We start from the raw sequence: 18215 nt of genomic DNA, 5'->3' as shown, positions 1-18215 counted from the left end.
TCCTTTGTAAATAAACCTCCCGCAGGCTTGTGCTCGAACATTGTTTGCGGATGGAACCTGCGGAAGGTTAGCTATTTTCATGGCGAGATGCCCGCCGCCGAAAGCGCCAGCAGCAGCAGTTGGCCCATCCCCGCTGGCAAATGGGTACTGTCCATGTATTCATCCAGGCGGTGGGCGTTGCCAGATTCTGTGAGGCCGATGCAAATGGCCGTATACCCCAAACTGAGCGGCACATTGGCATCCGTGCTGCTGGCAATAAAACTAATTTTGTCACAGCCCACTTGCCGCAGCGCGGCCACAGCCTGTTGCACCAACGGCGCATTACGCGGCAACTGCCCCGCTGGGCGATTCCCAATCTGTGCCATCTCCACCTGTACCTCTGGCTGCGCCTGCCACTGCGCGACCAGTTTTTCCACTTCTGCCACCAAATTAGCGAGACGCTCTGGCGCTTCAGAGCGCAAATCCAGCAGCAAGTTGGCCGATTGAGCAATGCTATTGATGGAAGTGCCGCCTTGAATGACGCCGACGTTGTAGGTGGTTTTGGGGCTGGTCGGCACCTTTAGCTTGTCTATGGCGGCAATGAATTTGCCGAGTTCATGTATGGCGCTGCGCTGACCAAAATTGCCCCAGGAATGCCCGCCAGCCGTGCGGAAGGTAATTTCGTAGCGGCGCACGCCAATGGCCTGGTGGGATATTTGGCCAAACAGACCGCCTTCTACCACCAGATAAATCGCCTCGCCATCAAAACGGGCCACGACCTCCCGCATTCCGCGCAAATCGCCCAGCCCTTCTTCACCTACGTTGGCCACCAGCCAGATGTCGGCCAACGGCCGTATTCCGTGCAGTTGCAGCGATTTAACCAAACCAATCAACCCCGCCACGCCAGTTGAGTTGTCGCCAATGCCAGGGCCATACGTCACGCTGCCCTCCTCACGAACGGTCAGATCTGTGCCGGCAGGAAAAACAGTGTCGGTGTGAGCGGAAATAATGACGGGGGGATGATTTTGGGGCTGGCTGCCGGGAAAACGGCCGTACACATTGTGCAATTCATCCAGAGTAACATCTTGCAAGCCAAGTTCATTGAATCGTTGCGCCAGATAAGCCGCCCGCTCTGCCTCGGCAAAAGTGGGGGCAGGAATTTGCTGAATCGCAATCGCCTGTGAAACAATTTCAGCAACGGCATCTGGAAATTGAGCTAGAGCAGCTTGGACACGGCCGTTTTGGGCAATTGTTTCAATGGGGATCATTTAAAGCAACCTGCTGTGTGGAGAAAAACCGGTAAGCAGTTTTCAGAAGTACGCACTGATTACTGAATACTGAACACCGTTCACGGAGTGGTCGCTCCGCGACATTACTGGATTAGGACAACGGCCGTATCAAAAGCAATCCAATCAAGCTGGTGATCAAACCAAGATGCAACAAAATATGCCGATCCACAAACCAGCTACCCGGGAAAAATTGCAAAATCAAATTGAGGATAATCAATCCCAGCCCCACCAGCGGCAACAAGCCGGGATATTTGCTAAGAAATTCGCTGACTCTGTCTAAAAAATCATTCATCGGCTATTTGCTGTCCATTCAAGTAAGGTTCAAAATATGGTACCAGCCGTTTAGGCAACCGTCCATAAACTATCACGCCATCGCCTGTATGCTCTTCGCCATCCACCTGCCCCCGCTCATACATCATCGAGAGCAAATCGCCCCGCTGATACGGCAGCAACACGGTCAGCGGCTGCAAATAACGCACCATTGCCGCATCAATCGCCACCAGCAGTTCCGGGATGCCCTCGCCAGAAACGGCCGAAACCGGCACCGTCGGATAGGGCAAATCAAATATCTGGGTGTGATTTCCGCCATCTGGCAATAAATCAATCTTGTTCAGCGCCGCCACCGTTGGCAAATGATCTACCTCCAATTCGGCTAAAGTGTCCTCTACTGCTTCAACCTGCGCCGCAGCATTAGGATGGGTCGCGTCAATGACGTGCAGCAGCATATCTGCCTCGGTAATTTCTTCCAGGGTTGCTCGGAAAGCCGCCACAATATTGGTAGGCAATTTTTGAATGAAGCCTACCGTATCGGTAAAGAGCAGTTCCCGACCACCCGGCATATCCACTTTGCGCGTGGTGGGGTCCAGCGTGGCAAACAGCATATCCGCAGAAAGCACATCGGCATTGCTCAGCTTGTTAAGCAGGGTAGATTTGCCTGCGTTTGTATACCCAACAATTGCCACCACCTGCAGCTCTGTCTGCTGCCGCTTGGCGCGATGCCGCTCTCGGTGAGCCCGCACGTTTTCCAGCTGCCCTTTAATGTAAGAGATGCGTCTGCCGATTTCGCGGCGGTCTGTTTCTAGCTGGGTTTCACCAGGGCCACGCAAGCCTACGCCACCGCCTTGTCCCCCGACACGGCCACCCGCCTGCCGAGCCAAATGGGTCCACATGCGGGTTAGGCGCGGCACGCGATATTCCAGTTGGGCCAGTTCAACTTGCAGCTTCCCCTCGCGGGTTTGGGCATGTTGGGCAAAAATGTCCAAAATCAGCGCGGTGCGATCAATCACTTTTACATCGTCACCAAACTCTTTTTCCAGCTCCCGCTGGTGGCGCGGGGTTAGCTCATCGTCAAAAAGCACCACGCCCGCTTCTAGCTCTTCGATAAGAATTTTAACTTCTTCTACCTTGCCAGAACCGATGTAAGTGGCACTGTCTGGGCGATCAAATCGCTGAATGGTTTTGCCAATCACAGAAAGCCCGGCGGTGTCGGCCAGGCGTTCCAGTTCCAGCAAACTATCTTCTACGGGCAGCAACGGCCGTCCCTGTTTCAACTCAGCCCCAACCAAAAAAGCACGTTCTTTCGGCTGGGCAGTTTCGTAAAATTGTGGGGAAATAGATACCTCCAATTCAGATCACATCGGTCTTTTCTCTTATCCCTCTGTGTTCTCTACGGTAAAAAATCAATCTAACAAACCCACCACCTGCAAACTACGCGGATGCTCGACGGTGTATTCATATCGCACGGTTTGTTCTGCGCCGCTAGCCAGAGCCAGCTCCCATTCTAGCAGATTGAGGTCTGTCTGTTCGTTGGGCGGCGGCCGTACATCGTCCAATTTTACCTTGATCTGCTCATGGCGCGATACCGGAATGTGATCCTTAACCACAACCTGCGCCTCGGTTTTAAGCAAATTTTTGAGGGCGATGGTGTAGCCGTAGCGCAACTGCCGCTGGTCACGCAGCAGTTTCTTGTCTACATCTCGCTTGGCCAGCTTACGCTCAACGGTGATGCGATCTTCTACGCCAAGCAGCAGTTCAAGCTCATCCCCCTGCGCCGTAAATTTGATTCGCGTTTGCCCAATGTACTCTTCGCCCACAAACAGGCTGGCGGAGCCAGGCAGCAAAGGGCCAGCTTCTGCATATTGCACCGTCGCCCGCCGGAAAGCAGCATCACTGTATTTGGGAATAGTCAGATAATCCAGCTTTGGCTCCAGGCGAATTTGCTGCAAGGTGGTTTTGTGGGGCGAACCGTCGTTAGGAATGTCGGTTTGGCCGGGGGCTTTGAAGGTAACGGCCGTTCCCTCACTTTGCACGTCTGCCGTAACCGTTTCTGCCTCAATAGGCTCTGGCATATCTGCCGCCGATTCCTCCATAGCAAAGGACGCTGTCTCCATTTTTGCGGCGGCCGGTGCGGCTGGTCTAGCGCTGCGAACCATCTGGCGTGGCCGTGGCGGCTGGTATTCTCGGATGTACCAGGGATGTATCTCTGGGAGCTTTTGGTTTAGCGCCGGACGTGCCGTGGAGACAGCCAAATTCACCTGCTGCCACGCTTGCCCGGTGCGCTGGACGATTTGGGCCAAATAGTCAATTTGCAAAGCGTAACGGCCGTTTTCTTCCAGCAGCCGAATATCATACAGTGGCTGCCAACCGGCTTTGCTCACCACGTAGCTAATTTCTGGCTGGAAGCTGCCCTCATGTAACACGTCCACCTCAATTTGGGCCTGGTATTGCTGCGGTGGCTTGGCTGTCTTGATCTGCTTCAGCTCTTGCTGTAATTTTTGCAGCCGACGCATCAATGTTTTTTGCTCCTGGTCTAGCTGGCGAACGGCCGTACGCATTGCGGCATCCTCTTCCTGCAAAAAAGCAATCACCTGCCGCTGCTCGGCCACCGTCGTTTTCCCCCGCGAGAGGCCTTTGGCAAATTCGGCCGTGGCCTGACGAATCCCATCCAAATACGTGCCGTGCGCCTGCCAGCCCGCCTTTTGATCCTCCAAAGCTCGCACAGATTCCTGCACTTCCTCAATTTGAACTTCCAGTTTCTGCACTGCCTCCTGCGGTGACGCCTCAAAAAATTGGCGCGTCACTTCCACGCCCAGCAAGCGCACCTGGGCCGTGCCACTGCCCCGTACACGAACTGAATTGCTGTCCATCGTCAGCGGCAAATTCGGCACCAGCAACCGATGCCGTCCTGCAGCTAGTTCACAGCTTCCCGTACCAGAGACCCGCGCCCGGTCTGGGTAAACCGTTACATCCTTCACAACAATTTCTACAGAAACATCCATCTTTTCACCTTTACTCGTCAGCGCACTTTAATCTATGCCTGCCCCTCAGGTGGGTTCAGCCAAATGGGTAGCTCAATGTGGAAGGTACTACCCGGACAACTTTCTTCGTCGCAGCCAGGGCTTTCTGCCCACACACGCCCGCCATGTGCCTCCACAATCCCGCGAGCAATGGGCAACCCAAGTCCAGGGCCACCTCCCTTAAATTTGGTCTTGCTAGAAGAGTGCAAGCTGGCGTCGGCAATACTGCCAAACTTCTCAAAAATAGACTCCAGATTTTCAGGATCAATGCCAATGCCCGTGTCCATCACCTGGATATCAACAAATCCCGCCAGTTCGTCGGTCACTTCATTCTGGCGCACCAAGCTGCCGGTGACCACGACTTCACCACCATCGGGCGTATATTTCAGACCATTCATCATGATTTTGGTGAGCGCTTTTTTCAACTTCTCCGGATCACCATAGGTGCTACTCTCAAATTCAAAAGGCATTATTTTCAGGTCTACCCGGCGCGTGGCATAATATCTATCTACGCTGTCTGCCACTAGCAAAACGGTTTTCTCCAGGTTGATCTCCTGATGTTTCAGCTCCACCGTGCGTAAATCTAACAAAGAGACATCCAGCATATCCCCAATAATTTCGTGCATCCGGCGGAAGCCGTTGCCCAAGCCATCCAGGTAAATGTGCAGCCGAGGCTCATTTTGCGTTTCGGCTTTCAGGATGTTGGTGTACCCTTCCAGAATAGTGAGCGGCGTTTTGAGCTCATGGGCAGCCACAGCAATAAATTTGGTTTTGCTTTCTCTGAATTTTTCTTGTTGGTTACGCAACTGAGTCATGTGGTTCAGCAATTCAGACCGCTGCATGTCAGAAGCAAGCTGGGTTGCTTCGATGATGGCATAGATGAGCACATTGTCAATGAGCCGCCAGGCGGTAAGGGCTTCATCTGCAGGGAATTGATCTACCAGACTACGGCCGATTTGCTCTTTGAGCACCCGCAGCAGCACCATCCAGTCGTAGGCAGCGGGGGCATCATGCCCAATGGCCGTGAGCGCCCACGATTGTACGGAGGCAAGCTGCAATTCTGGCAACGCGCCTACGCTGCCCACCAACACAGAGAGAAACTCAATGAGATCATCTTCATCAACCAGCAAATTTGGCGCACGGTTCAAGGTGACGGCGCAAAGCATAGCCGACTGTTGGCGCAACCAAAGCTTCAGATTCTCAGTCAACTGGCCTCCCCGACAACGCAGTCATCTCCTCGGCCAAATTTGCTTCGGCAATCGTTCGATCATAAGCAAGCTGGTTGTTGCGGGCAAAGCGGCGCATAGAAGTGAGGGCGCGGTTGCTGTACCAGCGGTACCGCTCTGCTTTAGCCATTTTGTTTTGGGGCTGCTCAAACAGGCCAAAGTTGGCCTTCATTGGTTGAAAATCTTTGCTACTGGCGTGGGTGACGTAATGGCACAACGCACCTAGCATGGTGTTGGTAGGGAAAATGACAGGCATTTGCCCCTTGAGCAAGCGAGCCGCATTCAGCCCAGCGACCAGCCCGGTGGCGGCATTGCCCATGTATCCTTCTACGCCAGTGATTTGCCCGGCAAAAAAGAGATCGGCGCGGCCTCGGTATTGCAGGGTTGGCTGCAGTAGGTGGGGCGCATTGATGTAGGTGTTGCGGTGCATCATGCCATAGCGCAAAAATTCAGCATTTTCCAGGCCGGGAATGAGCCGCAAAACGTGCCGCTGTTCACCCCACTTCAAATTGGTCTGGAATCCGACGATATTGTAGAGGGAACCAATGAGGTTGTCTTGGCGCAGTTGAACAACGGCATACGGCCGTTTCCTACTCCGCGGATCAATCAACCCTACCGGACGCATGGGGCCAAACGCCAGCGCCTTGCGTCCACGCTGGGCCATGATTTCGATGGGCATACAGCCTTCAAAAAAGTGGGGGTCTTCCTGCTCAAACTGCTTGAGGGTTATGGTCTCTGCCGCTAGCAGTGCATCGCAGAAGCGTTCATACTCCACTTCGGTCATGGGGCAGTTGATGTAGTCGCCCTCGTCTTGCCCATCATCGTAGCGAGATTGGCGGAAGGCGATAGTAGTGTCTATGGAGTCGTAATCTACGATGGGTGAGACGGCGTCGTAGAAGTAGAGATACTCTTCGCCGGTAAGCTGGCTAATGCTGGCGGTAAGCGCGGAGGAGGTAAGCGGGCCGCTGGCAATGATGGTGGGTTCAGCGGGTACGGCCGTTACTTCTTCACGAATCAACTCAATGTTGGGATGGGCTTCAACTTTGGTCGTTACCAGTTCTGAAAATTTATCTCTGTCAACAGCGAGGGAGGAGCCAGCGGGAACGGCCGTTGCCGCCGCGCAAGCCAAAATCATCGAACCCAAACCACGCAGTTCCGCCTTGAGCAAGCCAGGCGCCTTGTGCGGCAGCATGGAACCGAGGGAATTACTACAAACCAGTTCGGCAAGGTGATTGGTGACGTGGGCGGGCGTTTGCCGCTGCGGGCGCATTTCATACAGTTTTACCGATATGCCCTGTTCGGCTAGTTGCCACGCTGCTTCTGTTCCAGCTAACCCACCGCCAATAACCACAAGAGATTGGCTCATGGGGTAATTGTATCACATCCAGCCAGAGAACACCGCGAATTTATCGCCCAGCGATTAAAATCTCGGCAACGATTTACGAAGCCCATCGCCGTGGGCTGATTGCTTGTCGGCGGAGGCCAACTTTGTAACTGTAGGCGCAGATTTATCTGCCGTTTCCGGACAAAACAGTGCCGTCTGGAATCTTGATTTGGGCATCTGTTTCGTTGCGTAGATGCACGTCACCCACGCAAACCACGTCTTTGCCAAAGCGGAAATCCCCTTCAATCACTAGGCTGCTGTTTTGCAGTAGCGAAGGCACACCCTGTGGGAATCTGGCATCCAGATCGCTGACGTATTTGTAGAAACGGCCGTCCAAAACAATATTTGGTTGCTGCTTGCTGCTCGGCACAATCCGAAAATCATTCGTCAGCGTGTAAGCATCTGAGCGAACGGCAAGTAACTCATTACTCGTTTTTACGGGGGCAAAACGAGTACGTGGCACACGAATTGCTTGAGCCCCGCTGAATACCGCAATCGCAGACCCCATTGCGGTTTCCAATTGGTACACTGGCGTGGAAGTTGGGTCGCGTGGATCCACTGTTTTGCTGTTGCGAATCATGGGCAAGCCCAACCGATTGTTGTGTGCCTGCATTTGCCGGTACAACGTTGGTAAGTGGAACCAAAGGTTGTTGGTGTTGAAATATTTGTGACGCTGGATGTTTTGGAAAGCGGCCGTATCCTCCGGTGGGCATTGGGCTGATTCACGCAAAATTAGCTGCCCGTCCAGCCGCTGCGCCAAATGCCCCCCCTTCTTATCCATCTCGGTGCGGTCGGCAACCTCCATCATGAATGGCACTTTGGTATCCACAAAGTATCCCAAAATCTCCAGACTGATGACCGCACCTAAGTTATCTGCGTTGGAAACAAAAGCGTACTCATACCCTTTGTCCAGCAGTGCCAGAAGCGTACCGCTGGTGCTGAGTGCTGTATAAATATCACCGTGTCCGGGGGGGCACCATTCCAGCTCAGGATTCTGCGGCCACTCTGCCGGGGCAAAATTGTCCTGACGAATTTTTGGCTCCTTGTGCTGCAAAAAAGTGAGTGGCAACTCCGGGTTTAGGCCTGAATAATTTTTTAGTAGCGCCAGAGAATCTTCCTCGGTAGAGAAGCTGTTCATGAGAATGAGGGGAACATTGGCTAGCTGCGCCTGGCGGGCAATGACGTCTAAAAAGGTGAGGTCATCTTTGACAGGCAGCAACGATTTTGCCTTTTTCAGCCCCATGCTAGTGCCCAAGCCGCCGTTGAGTTTGATAACGGCCGTTTTCTGCAATGCAACGTCACCAATCTCCCGGAGTCGGACTGGAAAAGATTCAGCATCGGGCAACTCAGCAACTGGCTCAATCTCACTTTCTGAGATAAATCCAGTCTGGCCCGTAACCAACTGCTCGTAATAGTAAGCAAAGGTATCAATAAAGATTGATGGCAAGGCTTCTGCCTTCATTCGAGTTTCAAACGGAAAAAAAATGGGAGTCATAAGCTTATTTCACGCAATTTTTTAATTAAATTTCGGGCATCCTTGTCATTTGGGTTGGCCTGCACAGCCCGTTCAAACCAACTAATTGCAACCTCATACTCACGTCGGTCCCGATAAATTAGCCCAATGTTATAAGCAACGTTGGGTGCAATAGGATCAATCGCCAACGCCTGCTTGAAAGCGGCAACTGCCTGAAGCTGCTCCTCATCACGAGCCAGAACAGGATTTCCCAAATAGGCAGCACCTAAATTTGTCCAAACCATCACATTATTGGGAACCTGGCGGCTCAACTGCTCCAAAAGCATTACCGCCTGCTTGAATTTTTTTGTTAAGATGTACGCTCCGCTCAAATTCAGCGCAGCATCAAAATGATTGGGGTCAAGAGAATGTGCTTCTTGAAGAAGGGGAACCGCATCATTTACTTTGCCACGATGCAGTAGCTCACTCCCTCGACGAAGCAACGCCTCAAATTTCAGGTCATCATTGGTATCCTGGGAACTTCGCTTCATCTGATTATGCAACCTATCTAACAGATTTTTTTACAATCAAATCTAGTCGTTTGAAAGTAATATTCTTCTCTTAATTCATTATTTCAATCTGAGCACGCTATGATACCAATTATTGCTCAGAATCATAAGCCATACCCTCTGCCTGTAAAATTCCACAAAAACAGTCAACCAATTCAGTCACTCTGAACCACAAGAGCAGGCTTGCAAGTGTACACAAAGCAAAGTTTTATTCGTGTAGCACAAATCAGCTATCAACTTTACCATCATTATGTTGATTTATATTTGATCTTATGAAAAGTAATTGTTATAATGCCCCTAGTTTAACTTACATAATCTTATTTAAGTTGTCCGATATCATTTTCATCTGACACTTTCTAGCTCAGCAACAAGCAAATCTTAAGAGTGGCTCCTCCATCGGTAGGCAAGTGTATTATCTGCATATATTTAATACGCTTATTGCTACACGAATTTTAGCCCTCAATAAGACTCTGAGCATAGCAAGGAGTGTGAGGCGATGGAAGAACAGCTGCTCGCCTTCCTGAAGTTCCTTCAAAAAGAGTACAACTACTCAAGCAACACGATAGCAGCCTATAAAAATGACCTGGGGCAATTTGTATCTTATTTGCAAGATCACAACCTGAACAGCACCGGTCAATGGCAATCCATCAATTCTGAACGAATCAATGCGTATGTGGAGTATATGAAGGAGCAACCTTATGCTTCTTCCTCTGTGGCGCGGAAGGTTGCAGCTGTTAAATCCTTTTTTAATTATTTGCATGCTAACCAAATTGTTCAAGAAAACCCAACCACAAACATTGATTCACCAAAAGTAAAGAAACGCCTTCCCAAAACGCTATCCTCAGAAGAGGTAGAGCGTCTGTTGCAAGCACCTGCAAATAAAAAGTCGCCTAAAAATTTACGTGATCTAGCTTTGCTGAACATGCTGTATTCAACAGGTATGCGCGTGACAGAAGTTGTGTCACTCCGTCTGGAAGATGTTGATTTAGAAAATCAGGTTCTCTACTGCCCTGGTAAAGATGACCAAGTGCGCGAACTGCCATTTAATGAATACACGAAAAAGATTCTGGAAAACTATGTAGAAGAGGGACGGCCGTTCCTGGTAAAAGATAAAGACGAAACCGCCATGTTCCTCAACCATAGAGGGCAGCAGCTCACCCGGCAGGGCTTGTGGCTCATTATTAAAGCGTATGCCAAACAGGCTGAGTTGAGCGTGGCCGTAACCCCACACACGCTACGGCACAGCTTTGCCGCCCACAAACTGAATGATGGTTCCGATTTGCAAGAAGTGCAAAAGCTGCTTGGGCACGCCAATATTTCAACCACGCAAATCTACACCCAGCTAGAAGAAAGTGAAACGGCCGAATAAACTACGGGTTAAGTCAAGGGTCAATCGAATAAATTTTGCGCCACGGCAGCCTCGTCGTGGCCTATTATTTTTAGGGGAAGATATGACAACCACAGAAACCGCAAACCAAGTCAAAACCGCTGTTCAAGCCATCCGCCAGCAAACACAGTACCAACCAACCGTTGGCCTGGTGCTTGGCTCCGGTCTTAGCGAACTAGCCAACAGTATTCAAAATCCAGACATTATTCATTACGAAAGCATTCCAGGCTGGCCCCAATCTACGGTGGTAGGGCACAGCGGCCGTTTGGTTATTGGCACGTTAGAGGGCAAAACGGTGCTGGTTCAGCAGGGCCGCGCCCACTACTATGAAGGGTACAACATGGAGCAAATCACCCTGCCTGTCCGGGTGATGAATGCGATGGGCATCAAAACGCTCGTCGTCACCAATGCAGCGGGCGGCATCAACGCCAGCTTCAACCCCGGCGACCTGATGCTGATCACTGACCATATCAACTTTTTGGGGATGGCTGGGCTCAATCCGCTGCGTGGCCCCAATGATGACAGCATTGGGCCTCGTTTTATGGATATGATTGGCACATATGATTTGGGTTTGCGAAAGTTGGCAAAGGAAACGGCCGTAGCCAACAACTTCACCCTGCAAGAAGGCACCTACGCTTACGTGGCTGGCCCCAGCTTTGAAACTCCCGCCGAACTGCGCTTTTTACGAGCCGTTGGCGCGGATGCTGTGGGCATGTCTACTGTGCCAACTGTCGTCACGGCTCGCCACGCCGATATGCAAATTATGGGCATCTCCTCCATCACCAACAAAGCTGTGCCTGATCCGGAACCCGGCACGGTGCTTGATCACGAGGAAGTATTAGAAACTGGCAAGCTAATTATCCCCAAGCTCACTGCCCTGCTTCGTGGGGTTCTTCAACAACTCTAATTCCAAAATACACGTAAGCCTGCAAATCGGTTAAAATCAAGTGGCGCACAAAACTGTGCGCCACTTGTTTGTGTGAGCAACTTGCGAAGCCATCATGGATCAATTTTACGTCTTTATTCTACGCAACGACGTTTGGATTTATATTGTCTCGGCACTGGGACTGTTTTGGTATATCAGCCAATTTATTCGGGCACAGCGGCAGTTGCGCGTCGCTATCTTTAATCTGGAGCGGGAGACAAATACGCAAACCCGCAACACCGCCCTCATCGTCATTGTAATTTTGGCAGGCATCATCGGCGGCGTTTACTATGTTAACACTCGGATTGCCCCGACGCTGCCGCCAACGCTCCTGCGCGATCCGACGCCGACACCAGATATTTTCCGCACACCACTCTCTTCCCCCACCCCCCTACTAACACGCCAGCCCACGTCTACGCCTCCGCTTGTGCCAACAATTACCCTGGCAGGAAACCCCGGCGAACCAGCCCCTAATCCTGCTGAGGAAACCACACCTGTAGAAACGGCAACGGCCGTTGGCACACCACTCCCTCCCCCCACACCTTCTGTCGGCTGCACCTTGCAGCTCAACATCATCGAACCACGCAATGGCTCCGTGGTGGCAGGAACCATCACCTTCAACGGTACGGCCAATTTTGAGGATTTTGGTTATTACACGCTGGAAGCCAACGGCCCACAAACAGGCGGCCAATGGGCCTCGCTGCTGGGGCGCAACATTGAACAGTCGGTGCAGGACGGTTTTTTGGGCAGCGTAAATCTAAGCCAGTGGGACTCTGGCCCGTACCTTATTCGGCTCTCTGCGGCTGATCAAGCGCTAAACATTATTGCCCAATGCGTCATTCAGGTGACGCTGCAGCAATAGGTGGTTAAACAAAGAGATGCCAGTCATGGGTTGGCACTACTTTCTTTTGCAGTTGGTTAAACCCGTGACTGCACCTCGTATCTAAAGTTGTTCGTAAAAGCAAAGTTGCGTATTGCCGTAGGTTCGGTTGTCGTAAAGCGATAGATTTTGCAGGGTGAGGGTTTTGTACTCTTTGGGGTCAATTTGCACCACCACAATGCCAGCCGGGGTTAGCCAGGCAGACGGCCGTTCATCCAACACAGCCATCACTTTTTGCCACAAGCCCAAATATTGTGGTGGCGCGATGTAAATGAGGTGGAAACGGCCGTTGCTAATAGCAGCCTCCTCCCCCACCGCACTCCGACGCAAATAATCAAACGCATCTGCCTGCACAACCTGGGCACGATTTTGCAAATGCGTTGTCTTTAGATTGGCCTCGATGGTTTTGATGGCTGGGCGCACTTTGTCAATAAAAACGACTTCATCTGCCCCCCGACTGAGCGCCTCAATGCCTACCTGCCCCGTTCCGGCAAACAGGTCCAGCCACACCTCGCCATCCACCTTGCCCAAAATATTGAACAAGCTCTCCTTCACACGATCCATGATGGGGCGCGTGGAATCCCCCGGCACCCGCTTCAGTCGGCTCCCCCTAGCACTCCCGCTGATAACACGCATTTCAGTAATCGGTGACCAGTTATCCGTAATCAGTGAACCTTAATCGGTAATCAGAAATTCCGATCACCGATTACGGATTGCCGATAACGGTTTACCGTCGCTCAGCGACGATTTTGGCAATGTCGTCTGGATTGTCGGCCACGCGCACGCCCGCTGCCCGCAACGCCTCAACCTTGCTTTCGGCCGTGCCACTTTTGCCTTCAACAATGGCACCAGCATGACCCATGCGCTTTCCAGGAGGCGCAGTGCGGCCAGCAATGAACGAAGTCACTGGCTTGGTAACATGTTGGGCGATATAAGCAGCCGCCTGCTCTTCCGCATTGCCGCCAATCTCACCAATCATCACAATTTGCTCAGTGGCTGGGTCTTCTTCAAACAATGCTAATACATCAATAAAATTGGTTCCGGCAATGGGATCGCCACCAATCCCTACGCAGGTGGATTGGCCGATGCCCAGCTTGGTCAGCGCATCAATCACCTCGTAGGTGAGCGTTCCACTCTTGGAAACCACACCCACATTGCCAGGCATGGCAATCGAGCCAGGAATGATGCCAACTTTGGTCTCGCCGGGGGTGAGCAAGCCTGGGCAGTTTGGCCCAATCAGCCGGACATCGCGCGTATCCAGGTAAGCGCGGGCAGCAATCATATCCAAAACAGGAATATGTTCTGTGAGGCAAATAACAAGCGCAACGCCAGCATCAGCGGCTTCGTAAATGGCATCCACCGCAAAGCGAGCGGGCACAAAAATGAGCGATGCGTTGGCATCGGTCGCGGCCACAGCTTCCTTCACAGTGTCAAATACAGGCACTTTTTTATCATCGGTGCTAAACCATTGGCCGCCTTTGCCGGGCGTTACACCGGCCACAACATTGGTGCCGTAAGCTATCATTTGGGTCGTGTGGAAGCTACCTTCCCGACCAGTAATGCCCTGAACAATGAGACGTGTGTTTTTATTTACGAGAATGCTCATTACATGGCCCCCTTTGCGGCAACAACCGCTTTTTGGGCTGCATCTGAGAGGGTAGCGGCCGTTTCCATTTCTGAATTTGCCAAAATCGCCATCCCTTCTGCAGCGTTGGTTCCAGCCAGGCGCACGACCATTGGCACGTCAGGCTTCACTTGCTCCAGCGCTTCGATGATGCCCCTGGCCACTTCATCCCCACGAGTGATGCCGCCAAAAATGTTGATCAGCACCGCCTTCACGCTTTTGTCTGACAAGATGAGACGCAGTGCAGTAGCCACCTGTTCCGCTTTGGCGCCACCGCCAATGTCTAGAAAGTTGGCCGGAGCGCAGTTATCTTCTTCACCAAACTTTTTTACCACGTCCATGGTGGCCATTGCCAAACCAGCGCCGTTGACCATGCAGCCTATATTGCCATCTAGCTGAATGAGATTGATGCCGCTGAGACGTGCTTCTTTTTCTGCGGCCGTTTCTTCATCTACATCCCGCATCTCGGCCAATCTTGGTTGGCGAGATAGGCCATTATCATCTATAGACATTTTGCCATCCAGCGCCATGAGTCGGCCCGTACCGGTAATTACCAGTGGGTTAATTTCGGTTAGCGAAGCGTCGTTGGCGATGAAGCAAGCATATAAACCGGATACAACTTTGTGAAACTCTCGCCAAAGCTCGCGGGGCAAATCCATTGATGAAGCCAGATAAGTGGATTGGTAGCCACGCACACCCAAAGCTGGCTCTACATGCACCCGGAATATTTTCTCTGGGCTCCGTTCATTAACTTCCTCAATGTCCATGCCGCCTTCGGCCGAGGCCATCACCATGGGCCGACGCTTGGCACGGTCAATGAGAACCGCCAGGTAGATTTCCTGATCAATGCCGCCAGGAGATTGCTCATCAATGAGCACTTTGTTCACCTGAAAGCCCTTGATGTCCATGCCCAAAATTTGGCGGGCCATTGCTTCAGCCTCGTCAGGATCATTTGCTAATTTAATGCCGCCAGCTTTGCCACGACCGCCAATAAGCACCTGCGATTTGACAACCACTTTGCCACCCAATTCCCTGGCAATTTCACGCGCCTCAGCCGGTGTTGAGGCCACATCACCGTTGGGAATCGGCACGCCGTGCTCGGCAAACAATCGTTTTGCTTGGTATTCGTGCAGATTCACGTATTCACTCCTTGTAGTGGGGATCTTTTTCCATCAATTTTCATTTATCAGGATGGTTTGTTTGGAAAGTGCGAACAGGCTCGATTGTGTTCACATTTATATGAAAAGAGCGCAAAAATTATAACACGCCCCAGTATGATGTAAAAGCGGGAAAGTATTTGAAATAAAGCAGAGCCATTTCTCCCGCTTTTACTTGAGCAAACCACAGAGAAATCACTCCTCGGTTTTTAAAATATTTTCTGTGGTTTGCTGAACGGTGAGAGGGTAGACCATAAGTCCAATTGACCACGCTTTAAGCTGGCAATCATAATGAAGGTGTCATGGCAACCCTGACCCATCCACTTTCTACCTCTTTTGAAGAGAATGAGCTGCTGCTTATTTCACATCCTCCCTTGCGTGAGCAACTGCTTCAGGCGCGACTGGTAGATTCATTCAGTGCCCGTTCTGTCATTCAACGTGGCGAGCATGTTTATCTCTCGCTACGCGAAATAGGCGATCCGATGGAACGACAAGCAACGAACTGGGCCATTTTAAAGTTGCAGATGGGTGCCAATATTCCAACTCAGGAGCTACCTCCCACGTTACGCACAGTGTTAACGGCCGTTTCTTCCGGCCCCTCTCCTCTCATTGCAGCACTTGTTTGGGGGTCGCTTTGCGGCGTCGTTGGCGGGGTGCTGGTCATGGCAGTAGTGGGGCTGGCTATGACCATTCTAAACGTACCGACGGAATCGTATGTAGGCTTTATGGCAACGGCCGTTGCCTTTGTTCTCTCTGGCACGGTCATTGGCCTGAGCGGTACTGTCTACTTTTGGAGAAGGTTTACAAACCAGTGCAAAAAACGCACAAGCACACCTACTCTTCCAATTCCAACGATTGCAAAAATGCCCAGATAGCATCTGCCGCCAGATCGTTACCAGCTTGGTTCCAATGCGGGTCGCCGTAATGGTACAGCTCTCCATGTTGAATGCTTTCTTCCCAAAATATCGGGGACAGGTTCAAAAAATGAATCCCTGCTTCGGCCGCAAAATCTGCCAGCAGCCGCTCCTGCGCTTGTGTGGTTTCCCCAAATTTATCAAAAGTTAGATAGGTTGGCTCCCATTGCAGGTGGCCTGAATCACCGTCGCTCAACGTCACCGTGACGGTGCGCTCTAGCACGTTGTTCACATCTTCTGGATCCCAAATGCGCGACCAAAGCACATGCTCCTTGCTGGGAATATAAACGACAACCAGTTGTGCGCCCTGCGCTGCCACTTCTTCGTTGAGGGTGATGAGGGTGGCTTTTACGGCCGTAAACTCATCCGAAGCCGCCAAAATGTTATAATCGGCACTCAAGGGTAGCAAATGAACATCCTTGAACACCGTCTCAATCGGCCCGGCCTCCGTGCTGGCCACCACGGGATACCGATAATCTGGCGCAGCTTCCGGTTCTGGTGGAAAAAGCTCCTGCCACAAATACGTGGCAAAGTGCGGCGTGAGTAGCCTGCGCGTGAACGGCACGTCCTGCAAATCATATTCCCGCCAATCTAGCCCGCTGTCTCTGCGTTCTAAATATTGCTGCGTGTTGAGGATGTCGTTCCCCTCAAAAAACATGAGCAACACAAATTCAGGTTGCTTGTCCAAGCCAAATTGCCGGATTGCCTCTGCCTGGTTGAGGGTGCTCCAACTGGGGGCACCCAGCGTCAGAATCTCTTGCCCGGCGTGTTGCTCCAGCCGCTCAATCCAGGTAGTGGGTGCAGTGCGAATGGTGAAAGAATCCCCAGCAATTACAATGTCGTACTGAGCCTGCCAGACGGCGGGTTCATTGGGGAAGCCGTGATCATCGGTTACAAAGCGGTATTCAAATGAGTCGTCCCGGTTGCTGGGGGCGGTGCTGTCATCGGAATTGGCCAGGTACGGGTTGGCGGGGTTCCACATACCTTCTAGCTTAAAGTTTGGCGTATAACGGTAGCCGATGCGTAGCGGCTTGTCGTATTCAAAGTAAGGTTGACAGGTGTATGTACCAATGATCGGGTCGGCGGCACACACCTCGATGGGTATGAGCTGGTAAAACAGCCGGAAACCAACCTCAATGGCCAGCACCAGAGCAAGCAGGGTAACGAAAATAGGGCCAAGGCTGTTAACGGCCGTTTTCCAGCGAGGTTTTTTCGGCTCAATGTTTGCTAAATCAGCCATAATTGTTTCAAATTCGCCACAGATTGCGCGGATTATCGCGGATTTTTATTCGTTGTTCTCTGGCGCATTACCTCAAAGGCGATGGTGGCGGCTGAGGCAACAACGCCAAGCGAATGCTGAAAGTTAGGCTGGGCATACGGAATTTGCAAAATGAGGTCTGCCTGCGCCAAAAATGAGCGTGTGATGCCTCGTTTTTCCCCGCCCAGCAGCAAAAACAGCGGGACGGTGAGGTCCGCATCATAAACGGAGATGGCGTTTTGGTTGCTGGTAGCGGCAATGTGCAGCCCTAGCTGGCGAAAGGCAGCGGCGGCATGTTCGGCCGTTTCGGCAATGGCAATGGGCATCTGCTCAGACACGCCTGCAGAGGCGCGGGCTACCACGCCCGCCGCGCTAAACCAGTTGCGCGGGCGCACCACCACGCCCCCCGCCCCTGCCGCGTACAGCGAGCGTAACGCTTGGCCAAAGTTGTATGGATCCTCAATGCCGTCTAACATCACGATAAACGGCCGTTCCACACCCACCACCAGCGATTCCAGCGAGACAAAGTAGCGTGGGCCTGCTTCCGCCACCACCCCACCATGAGAATTGCCCGTTGCCCGCTGGGTGACGAACTGTTCATCCACCAACTTGAGCGGCACGTTGGCCTGTTGGGTGAGTTGCTGCAATTTGGCTAGGCGTTTTTCCCAACGGCGACTGGTCCCTTTTTGCAGGTAAACGGCCGTTACCTGCCGTGTCTGCCCTCGCAGAGCCGCCTCCACAGAAATTGCACCTTCCAGCCAGATGGTTTCCTCGCTCATGAACATGATTTTTGCCCCAACTGCCAATTAACGCAAATAAGGGCAGGCCATAAAATGACCCGCCCTTGCTTTTTTGGAGTCGCACGCATCTGAGG

Annotated in this window: 17 protein-coding genes; 4 read left to right on the top strand and 13 right to left on the bottom strand. The window is 52.0% G+C overall.

The window, feature by feature from the left end; genetic code table 11:
• Nucleotides 1-77: 77 nt before the first annotated feature.
• From ACOQPM_RS25480 to ACOQPM_RS25445, 8 genes are all read right to left on the bottom strand, one after another.
• Nucleotides 78-1247, bottom strand: coding sequence for a M20/M25/M40 family metallo-hydrolase (locus ACOQPM_RS25480; protein ID WP_420631209.1), 1170 nt, complete (start codon nucleotides 1245-1247; stop codon nucleotides 78-80).
• 112 nt (nucleotides 1248-1359) lie between these two features.
• A complete protein-coding gene (locus ACOQPM_RS25475; RefSeq protein ID WP_420631208.1) occupies nucleotides 1360-1560 on the bottom strand; it encodes a hypothetical protein in 201 nt (66 codons plus the stop codon).
• Nucleotides 1553-2893 (bottom strand): GTPase HflX, encoded by a 1341-nt coding sequence (hflX, locus tag ACOQPM_RS25470; RefSeq protein ID WP_420631207.1) that lies wholly within the window; start codon nucleotides 2891-2893, stop codon nucleotides 1553-1555. Before hflX ends, ACOQPM_RS25475 begins: the two co-directional genes overlap by 8 nt.
• 54 nt (nucleotides 2894-2947) lie before the next feature.
• Complete coding sequence (locus ACOQPM_RS25465; protein ID WP_420631206.1) at nucleotides 2948-4546, bottom strand: mucoidy inhibitor MuiA family protein; 1599 nt, start codon at nucleotides 4544-4546, stop codon at nucleotides 2948-2950.
• Between the two features lie 32 nt (nucleotides 4547-4578).
• Nucleotides 4579-5772 (bottom strand): sensor histidine kinase, encoded by a 1194-nt coding sequence (locus ACOQPM_RS25460; RefSeq protein ID WP_420631205.1) that lies wholly within the window; start codon nucleotides 5770-5772, stop codon nucleotides 4579-4581.
• Complete coding sequence (gene trmFO / locus ACOQPM_RS25455) at nucleotides 5765-7156, bottom strand: methylenetetrahydrofolate--tRNA-(uracil(54)-C(5))-methyltransferase (FADH(2)-oxidizing) TrmFO (protein ID WP_420631204.1); 1392 nt, start codon at nucleotides 7154-7156, stop codon at nucleotides 5765-5767. The genes ACOQPM_RS25460 and trmFO overlap by 8 nt, the downstream gene beginning before the upstream one ends.
• Nucleotides 7157-7298: 142 nt before the next feature.
• Nucleotides 7299-8636, bottom strand: coding sequence for a UTP--glucose-1-phosphate uridylyltransferase (locus ACOQPM_RS25450; RefSeq protein ID WP_420631203.1), 1338 nt, complete (start codon nucleotides 8634-8636; stop codon nucleotides 7299-7301).
• 29 nt (nucleotides 8637-8665) lie between these two features.
• Entirely contained in the window at nucleotides 8666-9178 is a 513-nt protein-coding gene (locus ACOQPM_RS25445; protein ID WP_420631202.1) for a tetratricopeptide repeat protein, read from the bottom strand.
• Nucleotides 9179-9692: 514 nt separating this feature from the next.
• Here ACOQPM_RS25445 and xerA point away from each other — a divergent pair.
• From xerA to ACOQPM_RS25430, 3 genes are all read left to right on the top strand, one after another.
• Nucleotides 9693-10565, top strand: coding sequence for a site-specific tyrosine recombinase/integron integrase (gene xerA, locus ACOQPM_RS25440; protein ID WP_420631201.1), 873 nt, complete (start codon nucleotides 9693-9695; stop codon nucleotides 10563-10565).
• Nucleotides 10566-10647: 82 nt separating this feature from the next.
• Nucleotides 10648-11490 (top strand): purine-nucleoside phosphorylase, encoded by an 843-nt coding sequence (locus tag ACOQPM_RS25435; RefSeq protein ID WP_420631200.1) that lies wholly within the window; start codon nucleotides 10648-10650, stop codon nucleotides 11488-11490.
• 94 nt (nucleotides 11491-11584) lie between these two features.
• Complete coding sequence (locus ACOQPM_RS25430) at nucleotides 11585-12370, top strand: hypothetical protein (protein WP_420631199.1); 786 nt, start codon at nucleotides 11585-11587, stop codon at nucleotides 12368-12370.
• 81 nt (nucleotides 12371-12451) lie between these two features.
• On the opposite strand, the gene rsmD is transcribed toward ACOQPM_RS25430, so the two are convergent.
• The 3 genes from rsmD to sucC form a co-directional block, all read right to left on the bottom strand.
• A complete protein-coding gene (rsmD, locus tag ACOQPM_RS25425) occupies nucleotides 12452-13054 on the bottom strand; it encodes a 16S rRNA (guanine(966)-N(2))-methyltransferase RsmD (protein WP_420632419.1) in 603 nt (200 codons plus the stop codon).
• A gap of 61 nt (nucleotides 13055-13115) precedes the next feature.
• Nucleotides 13116-13994: a succinate--CoA ligase subunit alpha gene (gene sucD, locus ACOQPM_RS25420; protein WP_420631198.1), complete on the bottom strand. Its 879-nt coding sequence runs from the start codon at nucleotides 13992-13994 to the stop codon at nucleotides 13116-13118.
• Complete coding sequence (gene sucC / locus ACOQPM_RS25415) at nucleotides 13994-15151, bottom strand: ADP-forming succinate--CoA ligase subunit beta (protein WP_420631197.1); 1158 nt, start codon at nucleotides 15149-15151, stop codon at nucleotides 13994-13996. Before sucC ends, sucD begins: the two co-directional genes overlap by 1 nt.
• A gap of 320 nt (nucleotides 15152-15471) precedes the next feature.
• Between sucC and ACOQPM_RS25410 the strand changes: the two genes are divergently transcribed.
• The gene (locus ACOQPM_RS25410; protein ID WP_420631196.1) at nucleotides 15472-16044 is read left to right on the top strand and encodes a hypothetical protein; all 573 of its coding nucleotides are present in this window, start codon (nucleotides 15472-15474) and stop codon (nucleotides 16042-16044) included.
• On the opposite strand, the gene ACOQPM_RS25405 is transcribed toward ACOQPM_RS25410, so the two are convergent.
• Together ACOQPM_RS25405 and ACOQPM_RS25400 are read right to left on the bottom strand one after the other, a co-directional pair.
• Nucleotides 16004-17323, bottom strand: coding sequence for a hypothetical protein (locus ACOQPM_RS25405; protein ID WP_420631195.1), 1320 nt, complete (start codon nucleotides 17321-17323; stop codon nucleotides 16004-16006). The two genes, ACOQPM_RS25410 and ACOQPM_RS25405, sit on opposite strands and share 41 nt — an antisense overlap.
• Nucleotides 17324-17355: 32 nt before the next feature.
• Nucleotides 17356-18126, bottom strand: coding sequence for a TrmH family RNA methyltransferase (locus ACOQPM_RS25400; protein ID WP_420631194.1), 771 nt, complete (start codon nucleotides 18124-18126; stop codon nucleotides 17356-17358).
• Between the last annotated feature and the right edge of the window lie 89 nt (nucleotides 18127-18215).

This window comes from Candidatus Leptofilum sp. (assembly GCF_965223525.1).
Classification (GTDB): Bacteria; Chloroflexota; Anaerolineae; order Promineifilales; family Promineifilaceae; genus Leptofilum.
The sequence above is the reverse complement of the archived record's forward strand: the minus strand, read 5'-3'. Positions and strand labels throughout refer to the sequence as shown.